Origin of the sequence: Rubripirellula reticaptiva (assembly GCF_007860175.1) — a bacterium.
In the GTDB taxonomy this organism is placed as follows: Bacteria; Planctomycetota; Planctomycetia; order Pirellulales; family Pirellulaceae; genus Rubripirellula; species Rubripirellula reticaptiva.
On record NZ_SJPX01000001.1, the window covers coordinates 396,716 to 416,854 of the forward strand.

The window sequence follows — 20,139 nt, forward strand, 5'->3', positions numbered from 1 at the left end:
CGAAATAATCTGAAAACTGCGCAGTTAACGGGGACAGTTCCGATTGGCTTGCGTCTAACGCATGATGCAAACCTTTTGATCCGATAACGCATCTGGCGATCGCCCGCCACTCATCCTTCGAATTCCTCGGACAGAAACACGCAATGCCGAGACGGTTGCCTTTTCACCGACGCAAACGTGAGCGAAAGCTTCAAGTTCAGCGACTCGAGTCTCGTCAATTGATGGCGGCGGACTCATTCGGTGTGACACCGAAGGACACCGGCGAGTTCTTGCTTGGAACGGTGACCGTTACGCCGGTATTTCTGGAAAGTAACGGACAGATCGATACCGAGTCGCAAGACTGGACGCCCGAGGAAATCGACGCGATGATCGCAAAGGTCGGTGTCGGGGTGAATTGGTGGTCCGACACGCTGGATACGCTCGATACGGTTCATACATTGGACTTTGTGATCGACGAAACGTATGCCCGGACACCGTTCGAAACGCCTTACGAACCGATCGACCTAAACACCAGTGCGATCAACGACTACATCGGCGACTTTGTCACCCGGTTAGGTTACGGCGACGCTCGATCAATCGAAGAAGCCGTCCAGCGGTTCAACCACGATCAAAGAATCAAAAACGGCACCGACTGGGCGTTCACGATTTTTGTGGCTGATTCATCGGACGACCCGGATGGGCTGTTTGCTTCGGGCGGCAGTTTTTCGGCCGCGTTCGCGTACGCCGGTGGTCTGTTCATGGTCACACCGTCGACACGCCCAGCATCAACGATCACGCACGAGATGGGACACATTTTCTGGGCTCGCGATGAATACTTTGGCGGTGGATCGTGGACCGACCAACGAGGTTATTACAACACTCAAAACCTAAACGCGGCGGATAATCCGACACCGGGTTTCAGCCAAGATATCAGCATCATGCGGGGTGGCGTTCCCCTGACCGCAGCCTACGAAGCTCACACGAGCCCCGCCTCGACGCTGGCCATGGTTGGCTGGCAAGACAGCGACGGCGATGGAATTTTCGACATCTTTGATGTACCGCTTCAGCTCGACGGTGTCGGCTATTTCGACAGTGAATCGTCGACCTATCACTTCACCGGCGAAGCGTCCGTCACGCCGCTTCGCAACCAGAATTCGTCCGGCACCCAGAGCGACATTTCGCTAGCCAAAATCAGTGAACTGCAATACCAACTCGACGACGGGCCCTGGGTCGCCGCCGCTAGCCCCAACGCTCAATCAGCTTCGTTCGATGTTTCTTTCGTGATTGAAAGTCAGTTCACGAGCATCCAGTTCCGAGCCGTCGATACGGCAACGGGCGTCACAAGCGAGACCATCACCGGCAATGCCGCGGTCGCGGCCGTTTCGGCGGCGAGCATATCGGGAGTCGCGTTTTACGACGAAAACGGAGACGGATCCAAAAGCGATTCAGAAATTTCGCTGTCGCTGACCTCCGTGACCGTGTCCCGAGCCGACGGTTCGCCGTTGTTCACCGGGTCGGCTGTGGCCGCTGATTTTGCCGAAGGAGAAATCGATGATGCAGAAACGATCGGCATCAAGTTAGCCGCCGATGGACTGGTTTCCGACACACAGGTAGCATCGCATACGCTTGTGGATACGGACCGAATCGTGTTCGAGTCGTTCGACTTGCAACGATCCGAATGGACGTCGCGATGGTCATCCAAAGTCGCGTTAACAGCGACCTTTGACGAACCTGTCGGCGAGGTTCATGTGTCGGTCGTCGGTCTCGACGATGTCAATTACGGACGAGTCGAAGCTTACAACGCGGCTGGCGACTTGGTTGCTCGTCAAACCACGTCGGCCATCGGTGTCAACGAATCCACCATCGTGACGCTGCGTCATGCAACCGGCGCGATCGCCAGCATCCGAATCTTTGGTCATGCGGGCAGTTCAGTCGCGGTGGATTCGATTGACTTTGGCGTTCACGGCAATATTGTCACCGACCAATCCGGCGCGTTTCGCTTGGCCGATTTACCGAACGGTGGATACATCGTTGAATTGTTGTCTTTCTCTCCGATTCACGCGTTTACCGATCCGATTGAGATTTCCGTTGTCGGTGGTAAGAGCGATTTCATTAGTGCCGCCGCCGTTCGCACCGACAGTCCCCGGCACAACACTGCGTTAGCCGAAGATGCCAACCAGGATGGCGAGGTTACCGCTCGGGACGCGTTGGTGATCATCAACGACCTGACCCGCAGCGGTCCACGAACACTATCAGCTGGCGACCTAGAGGGATTTGACGTCGACGTCAACAACGACGGCACGGTTTCCGCCCTGGACGCGTTGCTGGTGATCAATGCGATCAGCCGTAACCGTAATTCTGGGGACGGCGAGCAGTTTGTCAGTCAGACAGAGATGACCAGTCAGACATCGATGACCGCGGAAACGGTGATTGTCGGCTCCGAGCGTGAATCCGTCGACACTACGCGGTCTAGCTGGCTTTTAACGGTCCAGCAATCGGAAAATCTTGCCAAAGCTACGTCCATGTTCAACTTTGACGGTGGTGTCGCCGTTGTTGAAAGAGTGGTGCGGTTTCCGACCGATACCACAGAAAGCACTTCTCGGCCGTTGGATCTGATGAAGCTTTCATCATCATCTAACGACCAGAAAAATTCCGTGACTACCATGGCAAACACTGTTTCAGACGTTTCTACGGGTCTGGATTGGGGCTCTGGTGATACCGTGGCGGAATTAACGACAGAATTGTTTATCGGGATTGACGCGAATTTGCCGGAACCTTTCCGCATTTTGTTGGTCTAAGGCCTCACCAAGGATCTACGTTGACGAAGAATCCAAACTGTTTATTGATAAACGGGGAGGCTCAGGTAAGATGGGTCCACTAATCGCTTTTTTCGGACACATTCCGTCCCTCGCTGAATTACCCTGGGCCCTTTAAACGGCACAGCCACCACGGTCCGACACCGAGTCGGTCTCGAATTCCCCACGATTCCACTGCATCTTCCCGAGAAAACAGATGAAAAGTCTGCGTCATTTGCTTAGCCGCTCCGGATTGCTTTCCAACACAAAGCGGCCCCGACGCTCCGAGAAGCCTCGCCGAATGGACGCTACCCAGCGCCGTTTGAGCAATGAACTTCTGGAAAAACGCGAATTGCTCGCGGGCGACATCCTGGCTTCCCAGCACAACTACTGGAACGGCTACGACGTCAACGACGATCAACAGATCACGTCGCGTGACGCTTTGGCGATCATTAACCAGCTTGGACGTCAAAACAGCGGTGAGGCCGAGGCGATCGACGCGAGCGCCCCGCGAATGTTTTACGACGTCAATGCTGACAACCAAGTCACTGCCGCCGACGCACTTTCGGTCATCAATGCTCTTGGCCGCGGCGAAGAAGTTGGGGAGTTGATCGAGATCATGCTGAACGCTCGTACGACGAGCGACGCCGCGATTACACCAGACGCATCCGGCGCGATTTCGGTCGACGTGGGCGAATACTTCGACCTAGAAGTCAGCTATGACGATCTGCGAACATTCAGCAGCCGGTTGGGCGCTTTCCAATTGTTCACCGACATCGAAACTTTCGATGCTGATGGCAATGTCGTCACCGGCGCGATCTCGCCTGTTTTGACCGAGACTCAGCGACTGATCATCAGCGAAGATATCCTGTCGGTCGGTTCGGACAGCGTCACGTTTACGATTCCGACTCTGCCACCGGGCGCCGAGGCAGGCGCGGTGACGAGCTACGTTTCGTCAATCAATGATTTTGGCAACAACTCACGTGGTGAGATTTCGAACGCATTACTAGCGTTCGGCTACACCGCTGACGAATTCACAGTCACGCCACTTAGCTTTGACAACAATGACTTGGGTTTCCAAGTTCACTTTGTGGGCGACCAATACGGCAACGTGAACTTGCCAAACATTGCGGTCGATGTCAATGAAACTAACGCGGCTGACACGATTGCCACGCAAACCCAAGAGTTCGCTCCGTTCCTGGCTGATGGCGTCACACCGAACAGCGCCGCGGTTCAATTCAACATCAATGCGTTCAGCCGCACATTCAACGACAACGAAGAGTACTATTCGTCTTTGAATCGCGGCCAGTTTGATCCTGCAATCGGCTTCACGGACATCGGGGGTCTGGCTAGCCAAGTGCCATTGCAAGGTGGTGGTATTCCCGACGTGACGGACGACGGCAACTTCATTGAACCGTTCGACGCTTACAGCGTCCGTGTCTTCATCAACCGTCCCATCCAAGGCCTACGTTTGCAACTGACGCCGGGCGAAGATCGTGAAGCAACGCTACTGTTCGGTCGCGACGACTTTGTTCCGCAAGACTTGGTTCTGATCCAAAACACCGACACCAATAACAACGGCACCGCCCAGCTGATCATCAATGCGGGCACTGTCACCGTCGCACCCGGTGTACTGTCGGTTTCGCCAGCTACCGTTTCGGTCAATGAAGACGCGGGCAACGCGACCTTCACGGTTACACGTGCGAGCGGCAGCGATGGCGCAGTCACCGTCGCTTATGCAACCGCCGACGGCACAGCGACGGCCGGTTCGGACTACACCGCTACGAGCGGCGTCCTGAGCTTTGCTGATGGTGAAACGTCCAAGACAGTCACCGTTCCAATTCTGGATGACGCCGATCCTGAAGCAGCCGAAACATTCACGCTGACGATCAGCGCTCCCACGGGCGGAGCAACTCTTGGTACGGCTGTGACATCGACTGCGACGATTGCCGCCAACGATGCCGTCACACCAGTTCCCGGTGTTCTGTCGATTTCACCTGCGACCGTTTCGGTCGGCGAAGCCGCTGGTACGGCAACCTTTACCGTCACACGAGCCACCGGCAGTGATGGTGCTGTCACCGTTGACTACGCAACTGCCAACGGAACGGCAACTGCCGGATCCGACTACACCGCCAACACCGGCACGCTGACCTTCGCCGACGGCGAAACATCCAAGACCATCACCGTTGCGATCACTGACGACGCAGCCGATGAATCCGACGAAACCTTTACAGTCACGCTTAGCAACGCCACCGGTGGTGCAACGCTTGGAACCACCACGGTTTCAACCGCAACAATCGTTGACAACGACACCGTGACTCCGATCCCAGGCGTGCTGTCGATTTCGCCAGCAACGGTATCGGTCGGCGAAGCAGCTGGTAACGCGACCTTCACGGTCACGCGTACCGGTGGCAGTGACGGAGCCGTCACGGTTGGATACACAACCGCCAACGGCACGGCCACAGCCGGTTCGGACTACACCGCCAACAATGGCACGGTCAGCTTTGCCGATGGTGAAACATCCAAGACCATCAGTGTTGCAATTCTGAACGACACGGTTGAGGAATCAAACGAGACCTTCACGGTCACGCTTAGCAACACGACCGGTGGTGCAACCCTCGGAACCACCACGGTTTCCACCGCAACGATCGTTGACAACGACACCGTGACTCCGATTCCTGGCGTCCTGTCGATCTCGCCAGCTACGGTTTCAGTCGGTGAAGCTGCCGGAACGGCAACCTTCACCGTCACGCGAGCCACCGGCAGCGATGGTGTGGTCACCGTTGCCTACGCAACCGCAAACGGAACGGCAACTGCCGGATCCGACTACGCCGCAAACAGCGGAACGTTGACTTTCGCAGCCGGTGAAACATCCAAAACCATCACCGTTGCCATCATCAACGACACAGCGGATGAATCGAACGAGACCTTTACCGTCACGTTGTCCAGCCCAACCGGCGGTGCAACACTCGGAACGACCACGGTTTCGACCGCGACGATTACCGACGATGACGTCGTCACACCAATCCCAGGCGTACTGTCGATCTCGCCAGCAACAGTTTCAGTCGGCGAAGCAGCCGGAACGGCAACCTTCACGGTCACCCGTGCCACCGGCAGCGATGGCACGGTCACCGTTGCCTACGCAACCGCAAACGGAACAGCGACTGCTGGATCCGATTACACCGCCAACAGTGGCACGCTGACCTTCGCTAACGGCGAAACGTCCAAGACAATCACTGTTGCGATCATCAATGACACAGCCGACGAATCGAACGAAACGTTCACTGTCACGCTGTCAAGTCCGACCGGTGGTGCAACCCTTGGAACGGCCGTCACATCAACGGCAACGATCGTTGACAACGATGACCCTGTTGTCAACGTTCCGCCAACCGCGAACACGGACACTGCGACCGTACTCGCTGGTGCAACCACGACCATCACGGTCCTGACCAATGACACCGCGGGACCGGCAAGCGAGCCACAACAGTTGACCGTCACCGCTGCATCGTCAACGGGCGGTTCAGTATCGATCAACACGGATGGCACGTTGAATTTCACTCCGAACGCCGGCGTGACCAGCACGACGATCAGTTACACGATCCAAGACTCGGAGGGTGCAACAGACACTGGAACGGTCAACGTGACTGTCAACCAACCAGTACGTGCAAGCGTCAATGGCTCGGTGTTCATGGACGAGATTTCGAATCTCAACGCATGGCTCAACGGTGCGGCACCGATTCGAAATGGTGTTCAAGACGCGAATGAAACGGGCTTTGCCGGTATCGCGGTCACATTGATTGATTCGACCGGTTCGACCGTCGCGGCAGTTAGCACTGGACTCAACGGTGGCTACGAGTTCCTAAACGTTGCACCTGGCACTTACACGATCTCTTACAACCTGCCGGAAACACTGATTCCGATCGGCCCAACGTCGGCGACCGTCACAGTTCCTGCTACGGGATCGGCTCCTGTTACCGGCCCAAGCATGACAATTCGTGGAACCCAGGGATCGGCGATCGAAACCACCGACATCCTGGCATCCAGCTACCTGCGAACTCACCAGACCATCAGCACCATCAGCGATGGTGGACGCGAAGGCGGGTTGGTTTCGCTAGACGAATCGGGCCGACAAGACTTCCTGATCGCGGGTGCGGGCTTCGACGGCGTCGAAGCAGCTCAGTTCGTGCTATCGGATTCAGGCGATTCAGCTCTGTTGATCATCGTTGGCGAGAATGCGACATCGCCATCGATCGCAGTACTGAGTTCCGACTACTTTGTGGTCACCGCCGATGGCCGTGGCGTTCAGTTCTTCGGTGGAATGGAAGACTTCAACTTCTCAAGTACGACCGATGAGTTGATCAACGAAGAGTTCTCGAACTACCAAAACGCCATCGATCGTCTGATGGCCAGCCTCTAAGACTCACTCGTTCGAGTAAATTTGATAAAACAGCGACCCCAAGTGTTCAAACACTTGGGGTTTTTGTTTTAGATACTCACAATCGCTTAAGACTCTGAATAACGACCTTGCGATGCATGTCATCCGACTACGGAAACCTTGGCGAAAAGTTGGTCCTGACGGGATCGCCATTCAGATCGATGTACCTGAACCCGTCAATGAATCGGTTCCGCTAGAGTCCCTGCGGGTTGGCCAATCGACTCGCTATGAACGCAACTTCAATTCGCCAACCGGGCTCGGAGCCAATGCGAGAGTCTACTTGCGGGTCGAAGCCTGGGATGGCGACCTAGCCAGTATTCAAATCGGTGAAGAAGTGGCCACTGAAAATTTTGTTGGCGCAAAGACTGAAATCGACATCACCGAGATACTGCGACCGAGCAACACTTTGGTGATCACGCTTCTCTCTACCCAGCATTCGGAACCGCGATTGTCCGGTGCGGTTACGATTGCGATCGACGATCCGTCTTGATCAAGGCACCGTGTGAACGACGACGAGATTGTGCGCCTTTTTGAACACGCCTGTCCCGGTCACAAAGACGATATGGTCACCTCGCTTCAAACCACCATTATCTCGCGCCCACTGACAGATCTTGTCAATCAAACCAGACGTGTCGTCCATCTTTTCGACGTAGAACGGTTTGATGCCCCACAACAAATTCATCCGGCGAAGCGTCTCGATTGAGTTCGAGACGCCCAGTGTCGGGATCAAACTTCGGCTTTGACTGCCAACCCAAGCGGTATTGCCGCTGCGTGTTGCGATCACGATCAACTTCGCAGAAATCGACTCAGCAACCTCGGTCGCCGCGGCCGTCACCGCCGTGGTGATCGGATGCACCCGGTGATTGCAAGCGATGCTATTTGCACCGCTTCTTTTCCAATCTCGTTCCGTTGCTTGCATGATGCGACCCATCATCCGAACAGATTCCAACGGATATTCACCGATCGCCGTTTCGCCGCTCAACATGCACGCATCGGCACCGTCAAGAATCGCGTTGGCAACGTCACTGACTTCGGCTCGCGTCGGACGCGATGAATGATGCATCGACTCCAACATCTGAGTCGCAACGATGACGGGCTTTACCTTCTGTTTGCAAACTCGAATGATTCGCTTCTGCGCAACCGGCGTCTCGGCAACATCGATTTCAACGCCCAAGTCACCACGGGCAACCATCACGCCGTCGGTGGCTTCGACAATCGATTCCAAGTGATCAAGCGCTTCTGGTTTTTCAATTTTCGCAATCACCAACGCCTGCGAACCATGCTCGGCAAGCAACCGCTTCAAACCTAAAACGTCTTCGGCAGACCGAACAAACGACAAGCTTACCAAGTCGATACCGCACTGCGCCGCCCAAATCGCGTTGTCGATGTCTCGTGGCAACATCGCCGACACAGACAATTTCACGCCCGGCAAGTTGATCCCTTGGCGACTGCGAATCGAACCTTCGGCAACGACCACGCACTCAGCACTGTCCGCCGATACGACTTCGACTCTTAACGTCACCGCCCCGTCGGCCAACATCACTTGGTCACCAGGTTGCAGTTCATCGATCAACGTCTCGTACGAACAGGTCAATTCATCTGGCGCCCCGCTAACATCGCCGCGGATCAAACGGAACTTGGCATCGAGCGGACATTCCATTGGATCGGTTAACAAAGTTCCCAATCGAATCTTGGGGCCCGCCAAATCCAACAGCACTGCAACCTGATAACCAACTTGATCCGACGCTTCGCGAATTTTTGCCAACACGCCGACATGTTCTTCTCGGCTGCCGTGCGCAGTATTGATGCGAAAGACGTCGACGCCTGCGTCAATCAACGACGCCAACTGCTCGACGCTGCTGCAGGCGGGGCCGACCGTCGCGACGATCTTTGTGCGCGCTGTACTGAGTCTTGGTCGAGGCATACCGATCTTCTCTGTTGAAAAGGAGAGTTTCTAATAAACGCAGCAGGTTGGATTGATTCTGCGATGGCGGCTACACTTGGCCCCATCGCACTGCCCTCCCCTGCCCTGCCTTTTGTGATCATCCCCAGCACAACGACCCTTGATGGAACTCGATCAATCTCCCGTCGCCCTCGTCACCGGATCAACTGCGGGCTTGGGCTTGCATATCGCGTCGGCACTGGTGCGGAAAGGATACCGCGTGGTGATCGTCGGACGCGATGCCGAAAGACTAGAAATTGCACGTCGTCAAATCGAATCTTCACCAAGCAAAACCTTAACAAATGGGTCGGTAACTGGCCATTTAGCGGATGTAACCGACCCCCAAAGCGTTGGCGAACTGTTCGCATCGATGGCCCATCAGTTCCCCAGACTGGACGTGTTGGTCAACACTGTCGGTGCCAGTGATCGCGGATTGATCGAGAATTTATCGGTCTCGCGACTGGAACAACTGATCACCCAAAACGTGGTTTCGGTGCTTCTATGCAGCCAAGCCGCCATTGCACCGCTGGAAAAAACAGGCGGAGTGATTGTCAATATTGGTTCTCTGGCTTCAAAAGTTGGCGCCCGTTACATCGGTGGCTACGCCATAGCAAAACACGCGTTGGCGGGTTTGACGGCCCAGATGCGACTGGAATTGAAACCGCGTGGCGTTCATGTCGCTCTGGTCAGCCCCGGCCCCATCCGTCGCGACGATGCAGGAACCCGTTACGAACAGAATCTCGACCCTGGTCTGCCCGAACAGGCGGCCAAGCCCGGCGGCGGTGCGAGGCTAAAAGGGTTACCGCCTGAACTTGTCGCCGACGCTGTGGTGCGATGCATCCACCGCCGATCACCCGACGTGGTCCTGCCTGGATATCTGCGTCCTCTGATCGCAATCGGCCATGCAATGCCCCGAATCGGTGACTGGCTATTGCTAAAGTTCACGTCATCCAAGCAACCCTAATGGATGCCGCTGTGATACGCCACGCCCGCTTGTCGGCTGACTGTCGCATACTGATAATGAAGGGCGTATTTCCCGACATTCGTCATCATCACACCCCCAAACGGACACGCCCAATGAGTGCCTTCGCAGACATTCCAACTATCAAGTACGAAGGCCCTCAGAGCGACAATCCGCTTGCTTTTCGTTGGTACAACCCTGACGAACTGGTCGAAGGCAAGACGATGAAGGAACACCTGCGTTTCTCCATCGTCTACTGGCATACGTTCCGTGGCACAGGGGCTGATCCGTTTGGTCCGGGAACGGCCGTTCGCCCCTGGGACGACGGTAGCGATTCGGTCGAAAACGCACAGAACCGAGCTCGCGTGGCTTTCGAATTGTTTGAAAAGCTGCAGGCCCCCTATTACGCCTTCCACGATCGCGACGTCGCCCCCGAAGGATCGTCGCTGGCTGAATCGAATAAGATTTTCGATGCCGTCGCCGACGTACTCGAAGAAGAACAGAAGCGCAGCGGCGTCAAACTGCTGTGGGGCACTGCGAACATGTTCAGCAACCCGCGTTTCATGCACGGTGCAGCAACGACCTGCAACGCAGACGTATTCGCCTATGCGGCTGCACAAGTCAAGAAAGCGATGGAAGTCACGCATCGACTGGGCGGTGAAAACTACGTGTTCTGGGGCGGCCGCGAAGGATACCAGAACCTTTACAACACCGACATGAAGCGAGAACTGGACCACCTGGGCAAGTTCTTCCACATGGCGGTCGACTATGCCAAGAAGATCGGCTTCACAGGCCAATTCCTAATCGAACCAAAACCCAAAGAACCCACCAAGCACCAATATGATAGCGATGCTGCTGCGTGCATGAACTTCCTTCGATCGTACGGCCTGGAAGACCACTTCAAGCTAAACCTTGAAACTAACCACGCCACCCTTGCCGGTCACACGATGATGCATGAGATCGACTATGCAGGCATTCAAAACGCACTGGGCAGCATCGATGCCAACACCGGCGACATGTTGTTGGGCTGGGATACGGACCAATTCGGCACCGACTATTACCTAACCACACAAACGATGTACTACATCCTCAAGCACGGTGGCTTGGGCAGCGGTGGCGTGAACTTCGACGCCAAAGTTCGCCGCGAATCCTTTGAACCGATTGACTTGTTCTATGCCCACATCGGTAGCATGGACGCCTACGCCAAGGGACTAAAAATTGCCGCCGCAATCCGTGCCGACAAAGCATTATGCGGATTCGTCGCGAAACGATACGCATCGTTTGACGAAGGCATCGGTGCCAAGATCGAATCTGGGTCCGTCGGATTTGCCGAACTGGAAGCCTACATGTTGGAAAAAGGCGACGCGGCAACCAACGTCAGCGGACGCCAAGAAATGCTCGAGAACCTGGTCAACAAGTACGTTGACCGCGTCTAAAGCATCAACGCACCAGTCCGTTTAGCAGCGTCTGAACGACTGGAATCGAAAGGCTATTTCCAAGCATCTTCCACTGCTTGCGATACGAATAGCCAGGCGGAAACGTAAACGCGGCCGAGAATCCCATCAGCCGCGAGACTTCCAATGGCGAAAACCGTCGCAACCGTCCGCTTTGACGCAAGTACGATCCGCTACGAATGATCGACTTGCCGTACCCGCTGGCAAAACACGCCGTCACTGCCATTCGGTCGTCCGCGTCAACGACGTCCATGGCACTAGCGTACTGGGCGACCGACTGCGAATCCATCCACAACTCCGATGCATCATCTGGAACGGTTTCCAATACGTCTGCAATGGCAAACTTCTGTGGTGAATCCTGTGGCATCTCGATCGAGACAGCGGACTGGTGAGACGCCAGCAAGTAATACCGCCGGCGCCGATTGGGAATCCCAAACGATGTCGGACAACTCACGATTTCGGCGATGTTGAAACCCACAGCTTCAAGACCATCCACCAAACGATCGCGGTGCGACGCCGAAGCAAACTCGGGAACATTCTCGAGCCCCAGATAGTCCGGCAAACCAGTTGGCCGCCTCGCCAACCAATCGATCAACGACAAGATTGCCCGGCAGCGAGGATCATCGTCCCAGCGACCGCGGCCTCGCCGGCAATAGGGCTGGCACGGCGGCGATAACCACCACAACTCAGGTTCTTCTTTGTGAAACCGCACGCGATCCCAATCGATTGACTCAATTGTTTGGCAATCAAAAACATTGCCAAAGTTGTGCTCGTACACTCGGCCGCAATCAAGATCAATGTCGACCGCTCGTGAAGTCACAAGGTCGATTCGTTGCGGCGCCAGATCAAGTCCGCGCACTGCTTCGGCGACACCGCCGATGCCGCAAAACAATTCTATTAAGCTCATCGATCAACAGCCGTTTCCAAACTCTCATCACAAAAAGACTAATGCTCGCATTCGATTGCGAAAGCGACGTCCGCTATGGTTCCGCCGTCTCTTCGTAGATGGGCAAATGGCGATAATAGACTTCCAGATTCAATAGATTCATCGTCGTCACGTAGAGTCGCCCCGCATGAACACTCCACCGATCCGGCACCGGATCTACCGGATCCCAACTACCAGCATCGGGCCCATCGCTGACTTGGCTTTCAAGCAGAATTGGAGTCAGGGATCCGTTCCAACGTTTCCAATGGTCGCCGCCCATGTGAAACATCACCTGCGTCGCATAATACCAATAGTAAGCGTCGCGTTGAGGTGACTGAGCCGTTCCCATTTGCGGAGGATACTCTAGCAAGTAGTCCGCCGCCGAGCGCATCGCATCGGTATCTCGACGCCAACCTGAATACATTCGCATCAAGATTCCGACCGCCGTCATGGTGCGAGTCGGAAAACGTCCGTGCCGCTGGGTCGGCGTATCGGGGGCCTCTGGGTTGTAACGATATCGGTCGTCTCGATCGGGGCTTTGCGCCAAGTCCAACCATCGATCGATACGCTTGTAAGTTAACTCAGAAACCTCCAACCCCGACAACTCGCCGCTCTTCAGCGCCATCATCATCCAACCCGTAACGCTGGTATCGCTGCTGACCTGCGCCACATAACGCCAACCGCCTAGCGAACGATTCTGAGTTCCAGCGATGTAATTCAAACATAGCTGGGCTGGCTGTCGCAGTTCTTCGTCCTTTGTCATTCCATACGCTTCGCACATTGCCAGCGAGGCTATACCGTGCGAGTAAAAAGCAACGTTCAGATCCGTCAGCGGATTTTCGCTTCGGTACAGGTCACCGTTGGTGCGTTGATTATCAATCAAAAACTTCAATCCGCGGCTGACCGTATCGGCATACTGGTGTTCACGGTGCGTGTACCCGGCGCCTTGAAAAGCCAATAAACAGAGCCCCGTTGCCGCTGTATCAGTCTGCAAAACGACGTCTGAACCGTGACCTTGCAACGACCAACTGCCGTCCTTGTTTTGAGTGCTGGCCAAGTACGCCAGACCATTTTCGATTGCCTCTTCGGTGGCTGGGCCGACCATCCCCGCCGGCGTCGCCATTTGGCCACCTTGTGTTCGCTGAACTCGGCGGCTGAACGATTCGACCGCTGCGATCTTAGTACCAAACGGAGTCACGGGGCCGCCAACATCCAAACGACGGCGAGTTCCTGGTGTTAAGTCAATCGATGCAACTTGGGGCGGCTGGTTCGATGGAACAACGCCAGTGGTACGCCCGATGATGTCCGCCAAACCGATCGGTCCATCATCAATGGGCAAATCAAAGGTCGGACCTGACATCGACGGCGTGAACGTCGACCTGGCTATGTCCATCGAACTTGGCCGCCGAGTCGACTCAGCAAAGGAAGGCCGGTCGTCGACTTCGGCTCCTGGCGATTCAACCATGCTTTCAGCGATCACAGCCAGCATACCACTTGGATCCGGCAATCCAGCCGGCGAAAACCCAGCACCAGCGGTTGTCTGTCTCGCTCGCCCCGGAGCCCGCAATGCCGAGCCCGTCGCCACCTCGGGAACTCCAGCCGCAGCAGCCAAGTCTCTCGTCGAGCGGAGCTCGCCCGAGAACTTCTGCGATGATGGAGATGGCGAAACAGCAGACGGTGACTCACCAAGACTCAACTGAGCCCCCGATGTTTTGCCTTGCCGAGACATCGGAGTCTCGACTGGCGAAATCATTCGATCGGCCGTTTCAGATATTCGGGCAACGGCGACGGTTGGCGGGGCGGGCGCCGAACCCACCGGATTTGGCCGATTGGCAATCGAATGGTCACGTCGCTTTCGTGTCACACCCGAATCACCGACCGTCGGTTCTGCCTCGCTGCGTTGCCTCGCCCCAGCCAATGACGGCGACTGGATTGGTGATTCCTCAGCCTGCTGCATCGGCGGCAACTGCCGATCAATCGCGGTCGCCTTCGCTCGCGATGGCGAATCAGCTTGCCGCTCCACCATGAAAGGCTTGGTGTCCACTTGCACAGGAACCTCGGGCGCAACCGGTGATGACGCAGCCGCATCCACCGACGGTGACTTAGACTCCACTCGACGCGCCAACTTGGATGGCGAATCACTCGGCTGAGGCAACGATTCGACCGGCTTCTCTCGCTTGATCAAGTGCTTCTGGATCGGTCGTTTAATGGGATCCTGCAGCTTGGGCATCTCCAACTCGGGTGCTGTATGCTCGACCGGTGGCAATTGACGCTGCTCGATCGGCATCACTGGCGAAGTCGTTTCGGCTTCGGCCAGCTTCGACCAATCCGGTTGAGTGGTTCGCTCTTCGCTCGTCTTGAACAAATACTCAGGAACCGTTCGTCGCACCGGAGATCGTTCAGGTTTTACGCCCGTAAAGGCATCAGGGAAATAACGACTGAAGATGATCACATTCACGGCCAACATCAGCAGCAACAAGTGAACCAGCACGCTGAACAGAAACCCCAACTGCAGCGACTTATGAACATAGTTCGAAACGATGCCGCGAACAAAATACGCGAGTACTAGCGCCACCAAGGGAACCGCCACGGCGTAAGTAGTCGCATTGAATTGCCAGCGAGGATCGGTAAACGAAAGCTGAGTTATGACCAGATACAGCACAAGACCAGCCAGCGCTGCGATCGACAAATCCAGCGGCCACAAACGTTCGTTTGACGACCGTTCATCTGCAGTCGTGCCAGTGTGCCGAGTCACGATCCCGGTCCTTCTTGAGTAGTCACGCTGTAGTCGCTGATTCCGGCTCGGTTGCATACGTCCATCACGTTAACGACCGGTTGAAAAGTTGCCTCACGATCGGCGCGGATCACAACCGTTTGGTTAGTCGGATTGTTAGCCACCGCTGATTCCAACAAAGACTGCAACAAATCAATCGACGTCGGTTTACCGCCGATGTAAACCGTTCCTTCGGCATCAATATCAACCACGACCTCGCGAGGCTTTGCTGTCATCGGGACCGCGCTGGTCGCGGATGGCAAAACGATGTCCAAGCGTCTTTCTTCGTCCTCGAATTCGCTGGTCACCAAAAAGAAAATCAGCAACAGAAATACGACATCAATAAGAGGCGTCAGACTAAGCGTGCTGGCAACGGATGATCGCTTGATTTGCACAGCCATGAACTACCCCGTTCTTGCTTCGTCACGTGGCTTACCACTGGTTCGTGGCGGCGGTGTGGGCGGCAACGAAGTGGAGGAAGCTGAAGAGACCGTCTGTCCATCAAACTTTTTCAGTTTACCGTCTGCGGTCAATTGATTTCGTCCCATAAAACGAACTAACCCTGGTGCCACATCGAACGCCAACTGCTCGACACGATGAAACAACTTGATCAAACGGTTTTCCAAGTACAACGCCAACATTGCCGCTGGGATCGCAACAATCAATCCTGCCAACGTCGTGACCAGCGCCGTGTAGATTCCTTCGGACAACTGCTCGCTGCGACTTCGGTCGGCTGTCAGCGTCGTTGATTCGTGAAACGCCACGATCATCCCCCAAACCGTTCCCAACAAACCCATTAACGGTGTCGCGGCCGCGGCCAACGTCAACCAGCGAATAGGCGAGGCCTGTGAATCGGCCTCTCGTTCGATCGTTTCCATCGCAGCTCGCTCAACATCCGCTAGCGGTTGCCCCGTCCGCTTCAACATCGCCTGAACGACACGCGCCGCCGGCGACGGAAAGTCTAGACAGGTTTGATACGCGGCTGCCGGATCAAACCGATCAGCCGGATCAAGCATTTCATCCAATCGCTTGCGAAGTCGATTGGGAATGATTCTTCGACGGCGCAAGCTGACGAATCTCTCCACGGCCAGGGCAACCACCAAGAAACTCATGATCCCGATCGGAATCATGAATGCGCCACCGCGTGAAATCAGCGTCAACAAGTCGATCCCGGACGGGACCGCTCCCTCGGACGCCACTTCAGCCGGCTGATCATTCATGATCGACTCGATCTCCGATGCATCGACTTGACCATCGAAATCTTGAGCGGCCATCTGGCTTGCAAATATCGCTTGCATGCTGACTGCCACGCAAACAACCAACGCACACCACCAAACCCGGTTTCGTATCGATATAGACTCATTCATGGGGTTGCATCGGTTCACTTGGATATCGCCTCTAACCGCTGGCGTGACTTCTCGGCGAGTTCATGATCAGGATGTTTCTCGACTACATAATCATAGAAGCCTTGAGCGATCTGAACCGCTTTTTCTTTTGCAGCCGCCGTCTTCGTGACCTGGGACAGCAATTCACCACATCGGCCAGCTTCAAATCCGCTCTTCGCTTGCCAGTTCGCAATCGAATCCGGAGCTTTCTCAGCTCCAAAACCGAACATCACCCGCTGGAACTCTGGAATCGCTTTGTCGAACTTTCGCTCGCCAAAGTAAATTTCCCCCATCATGAAGCGAGCTCGAGCCGCCAGTTCGTTTCGATAGTTGTCAGCGACCTCGCCAAAGAACTTTAGCGCCTCTTCGCTTTGCTGTTTCTGTTGATAAGCAAAACCCGTCTCATAAAAAACTTGTGGCAAATAGTCCGTTGCCGGGAACCGCTTTCGCAGTTCTTCATACCAACCGATCGCTTCATCCCACTGTTTCAATTGAGCCGCACTTTGACCGCCGTGCAGAAGCGCCAGTTCGCGGACTTGGCGTTCGGCCGCATCGCGAATCGATGTCGAATTTTCATCATTGCTTTGAATGCGTTGTCGGGACTTTCCAAATCCAGCAAGCGCTTCCTTGTAGTCACCCTTCTTGAACCGTGATTCGCCAGCCATCATCAAGCCATCGAAACTAAGTCGACCTTCGGGATGCTTGGCCGCTTGTTGCAAGAACGCTTTCTCAGCGTCTTCATAGTCACCCGTTTTGAACCGCGACCACCCCAGACGATAAAGAGCTTTTTCAGACAATTCAGCATCGCTGGTCTTATCGGCCGCCGTCGCAAACAAGCTCGCTGCATCTTTCCACTTTGACGCTCCGTAATTTTGCTGGCCGATGAAGTACGAAGCCTCGGCGACTAACGGCGTTTCCGGGTACTTGGTGATCAGAGCGGTGAAGTGTTTGACCGCACCGGCATTGTCACCGTTTTCTTGCATCGACCAACCAAGCTCGTAAAGCACCTTGTCCATGGACGGATAGTCCGGAACCTCGGCAACTAAACGCTGTAGATTTTCGGCTGCTTTTCCTGGTTGCTTTTCAGCTTGATCAATGAGCGACAACTCATAGAGCACGTGACCAAGATTGGTGCCGCGAGGCGGAATCGCAAGAAAGGTTTCTAAATCGACGCGAGCCCTGTCGTACTTTCCTAAATTGCGAAGTGTGATGCCACGGGTCAGCGTCGCTTCGGCCAACAGCGGATGAGTCTTGTAGCGATTGATCATTGCATCGACGCTGGTGAGCGCGGACTGATAGTCGCCGGCCTGAAGCTGCGCGAACGCTTTTCCGTACTGGGCATAAGGCAACAGACCCGGATCTTGATCCGACTGAAGAATCTGATCGAAAAACGAAATTGCCCGATCGAACTGTTCCTCAGAGCTAGCGACTTGGGCCAACTTGTATCGTGCTTGGTCCGACATCCGCGACTTAGGATTTTCCTGGATCATTTGATTCCAAATCCCGATCGCGGCTTCGGAGTCACCGCTGGCCAGGTTTGCCTGCCCGACCATTAACATCGCCTCATCAGCCCGCGGCCCCTTCGGATCCAAACTTGCCGCAGCAGCAAAGGCTTTGGCTGCGTCCTCGGGACGTTTCGCCATCATGCCTGCTTGCCCGATTAACATTTGAGCTTCGGCTTTTTCTGCCGAAGAGACAAACGAATCCATTTCAGACTCGAGCAGCTTGATCGAATCGTCAAACTTGCCGGTCGCGTTCGTTGTCGTGGCAGCACGCAAAACCCAGATCGGACGCTGGACATTATCCTTCTTTGCCGACGAAATCAGCTCACGATACATCGTGACAGCTTCGGCGGGGTTGCCCGTCAACAATTGCCCCTCGGCCGCAACAAATTTGACGTCGGGCAAAAGCATGTCGCTGGGGAACTTATTGATAAACTCCGATGCCAACTCTAACGCCTTGTCGGGCTGGTTCATTTGCAGCGCCGAGAATGCCGCGTTGTAGAGCGCTCGCGGCGCCAAACGATTCTCTGGCGAATCTCGATATGCCTTTTCAAACAGTGCCAGCGACTCACCGATCGTCTTGGGGTCAAGCGACAACGCCTCAGCCAAATCCAGCCGTACATCCATCGCAAAGTCACCTTCGATCCCCTTCGCAATCTGAGCCCTGGCAACTGCTGTCGCGATTGCCGGCTTTCCCCGATCGATGGCAATCCTGGCAAGCCAGTGCGAAGCTTCAGTTGCGGCTGCGACATTCTTCTGGTCAAGAACTTTGGCAAATCGCTTGCCGGCTTCGTCGATATCGCCGCTACGGTAAATGCTTTGTGCAGATGCTAGTGTTGCCGAAGCAGCGTACTGAGAATCCGGGAAGTCGCTCAACAGTTTTTCGTATTTCGCAGCCGCTTCGGCAGGACGATCCGCTTGCACCAACGCGAACGCTTGCCGAAACACCGCATACGCTTGATCCTCTTCTGACTTTGTCGATTCGAACGCCTTGTCGAATGACTCGACCGCTTTCGCGTGCTCACCTCGCAGGATCGCCAGATCTCCCAAACGCAAATGCACGTCGGTCACCAGACTGCTTTCCGCACAACTGTTTAACAATTGCTGAAACGACGACATCGCATCAGAAAATTTATCGAGGTCTCCTTGCGCAACGCCGCGAGCATACAAAGCATCGCACCGGAGCGACGACTCTTTGGCGTTGGGCAATGCCAACAGTTCGTTGTAGTACTCAATTGCCTTGGCCGCATCGCCCATGCCATACGCCGACTCGCCACAATAGAAAATAGCGCGATCCAGAAATCGCGATTTCGGAAACTCTTTACGAAGCGATTGGTAAACCTCTAGCGACTGCTTCAGTCGGGCTTTGTCACGATTTTCGCCCTCACCCGCCGATGCGTATAGGCACCAACCTTGGTTCGCTAAACTTTCTTCGCGCAGATCGTAATCCTTGCTTTCAAGCGCTTTGCGAAAAGCATCAGACGCGGCAACGTAATCTGGCGATTCAGTTTGCATGTAGCAAACACCCAAGTAGTGCGCAGCGTTTGCCGCCATCGAATGATCCGGAAACTCTTTCAGATAGGACTGCCAACCTTGAATGGCTAAGTCGATAGCGCCGCCGGTTTGAAAATTTGCGGCATCGGCATACAACGCCATCGCCGCTTCGTCCGCTTGATACTCGCTCGACTGATCCGCTTTGTCTTGACTAACAACGACATTCGTTACCGGAACGAGAGCCAACGCCAACCCGACCCCTAAGGCGGTTAGACGATTCAAACGGATAGGATTCGGCAACACGCAAAACAACCTGATCACAAACAATCCCCGAACCAATAGCGTTGGAAGTAATCAAGGAACCAGAGAAAAGATGAGCCCCTGAAAAGCTTGAATCTTCATTCTAGCGGTCGGTGCCAGCACTCGATAGTTCGACAGCATGACTTGCCCAGCCCGCAAAGGCGCCCAAACGTCGTCTTTTGCCTATCCAATCA

General features: G+C 55.1%; 11 protein-coding genes. 5 read left to right on the forward strand and 6 right to left on the reverse strand.

Translation table 11 applies throughout. The annotated features are described in order from the left end of the window. Positions 1-143: 143 nt before the first annotated feature. The 3 genes from Poly59_RS01415 (at position 144) to Poly59_RS01425 (ending at position 7,699) form a co-directional block, all read left to right on the forward strand. Positions 144-2,777, forward strand: a complete 2,634-nt coding sequence (locus tag Poly59_RS01415; RefSeq protein ID WP_146532296.1) for a dockerin type I domain-containing protein — start codon at positions 144-146, stop codon at positions 2,775-2,777. A gap of 214 nt (positions 2,778-2,991) precedes the next feature. Then, positions 2,992-7,191 carry a Calx-beta domain-containing protein gene (locus tag Poly59_RS01420; protein WP_146532297.1) on the forward strand — a complete coding sequence of 1,400 codons (4,200 nt, stop codon included), beginning with the start codon at positions 2,992-2,994 and terminating at the stop codon, positions 7,189-7,191. A gap of 112 nt (positions 7,192-7,303) precedes the next feature. Further along, positions 7,304-7,699: a hypothetical protein gene (locus Poly59_RS01425; RefSeq protein ID WP_146532298.1), complete on the forward strand. Its 396-nt coding sequence runs from the start codon at positions 7,304-7,306 to the stop codon at positions 7,697-7,699. Here the strand turns inward: Poly59_RS01425 and pyk are convergent, their stop codons facing one another. Further along, entirely contained in the window at positions 7,700-9,133 is a 1,434-nt protein-coding gene (gene pyk, locus Poly59_RS01430; RefSeq protein WP_146532299.1) for a pyruvate kinase, read from the reverse strand. A 142-nt stretch (positions 9,134-9,275) separates the two neighbouring features. Between pyk and Poly59_RS01435 the strand changes: the two genes are divergently transcribed. Next, positions 9,276-10,115, forward strand: coding sequence for an SDR family NAD(P)-dependent oxidoreductase (locus Poly59_RS01435; RefSeq protein WP_146532300.1), 840 nt, complete (start codon positions 9,276-9,278; stop codon positions 10,113-10,115). Between the two features lie 113 nt (positions 10,116-10,228). Continuing rightward, positions 10,229-11,548, forward strand: a complete 1,320-nt coding sequence (gene xylA, locus Poly59_RS01440) for a xylose isomerase (protein ID WP_146532301.1) — start codon at positions 10,229-10,231, stop codon at positions 11,546-11,548. Positions 11,549-11,552: 4 nt separating this feature from the next. Here xylA and Poly59_RS01445 read toward each other — a convergent pair whose 3' ends face one another. From Poly59_RS01445 to Poly59_RS01465, 5 genes are all read right to left on the reverse strand, one after another. Next, positions 11,553-12,473 (reverse strand): DNA cytosine methyltransferase, encoded by a 921-nt coding sequence (locus Poly59_RS01445; RefSeq protein ID WP_146532302.1) that lies wholly within the window; start codon positions 12,471-12,473, stop codon positions 11,553-11,555. Between the two features lie 73 nt (positions 12,474-12,546). Then, positions 12,547-15,246, reverse strand: coding sequence for a prenyltransferase/squalene oxidase repeat-containing protein (locus Poly59_RS01450; RefSeq protein WP_246151294.1), 2,700 nt, complete (start codon positions 15,244-15,246; stop codon positions 12,547-12,549). Further along, complete coding sequence (locus Poly59_RS01455; protein WP_146532303.1) at positions 15,243-15,665, reverse strand: ExbD/TolR family protein; 423 nt, start codon at positions 15,663-15,665, stop codon at positions 15,243-15,245. The genes Poly59_RS01450 and Poly59_RS01455 overlap by 4 nt, the downstream gene beginning before the upstream one ends. Positions 15,666-15,668: 3 nt before the next feature. After that, on the reverse strand, positions 15,669-16,631 hold the full coding sequence (locus Poly59_RS01460) for a MotA/TolQ/ExbB proton channel family protein (protein WP_246151295.1): 963 nt from the start codon (positions 16,629-16,631) through the stop codon (positions 15,669-15,671). A gap of 14 nt (positions 16,632-16,645) precedes the next feature. Beyond that, positions 16,646-19,927: a tetratricopeptide repeat protein gene (locus tag Poly59_RS01465; protein WP_246151296.1), complete on the reverse strand. Its 3,282-nt coding sequence runs from the start codon at positions 19,925-19,927 to the stop codon at positions 16,646-16,648. Positions 19,928-20,139: the final 212 nt, after the last annotated feature.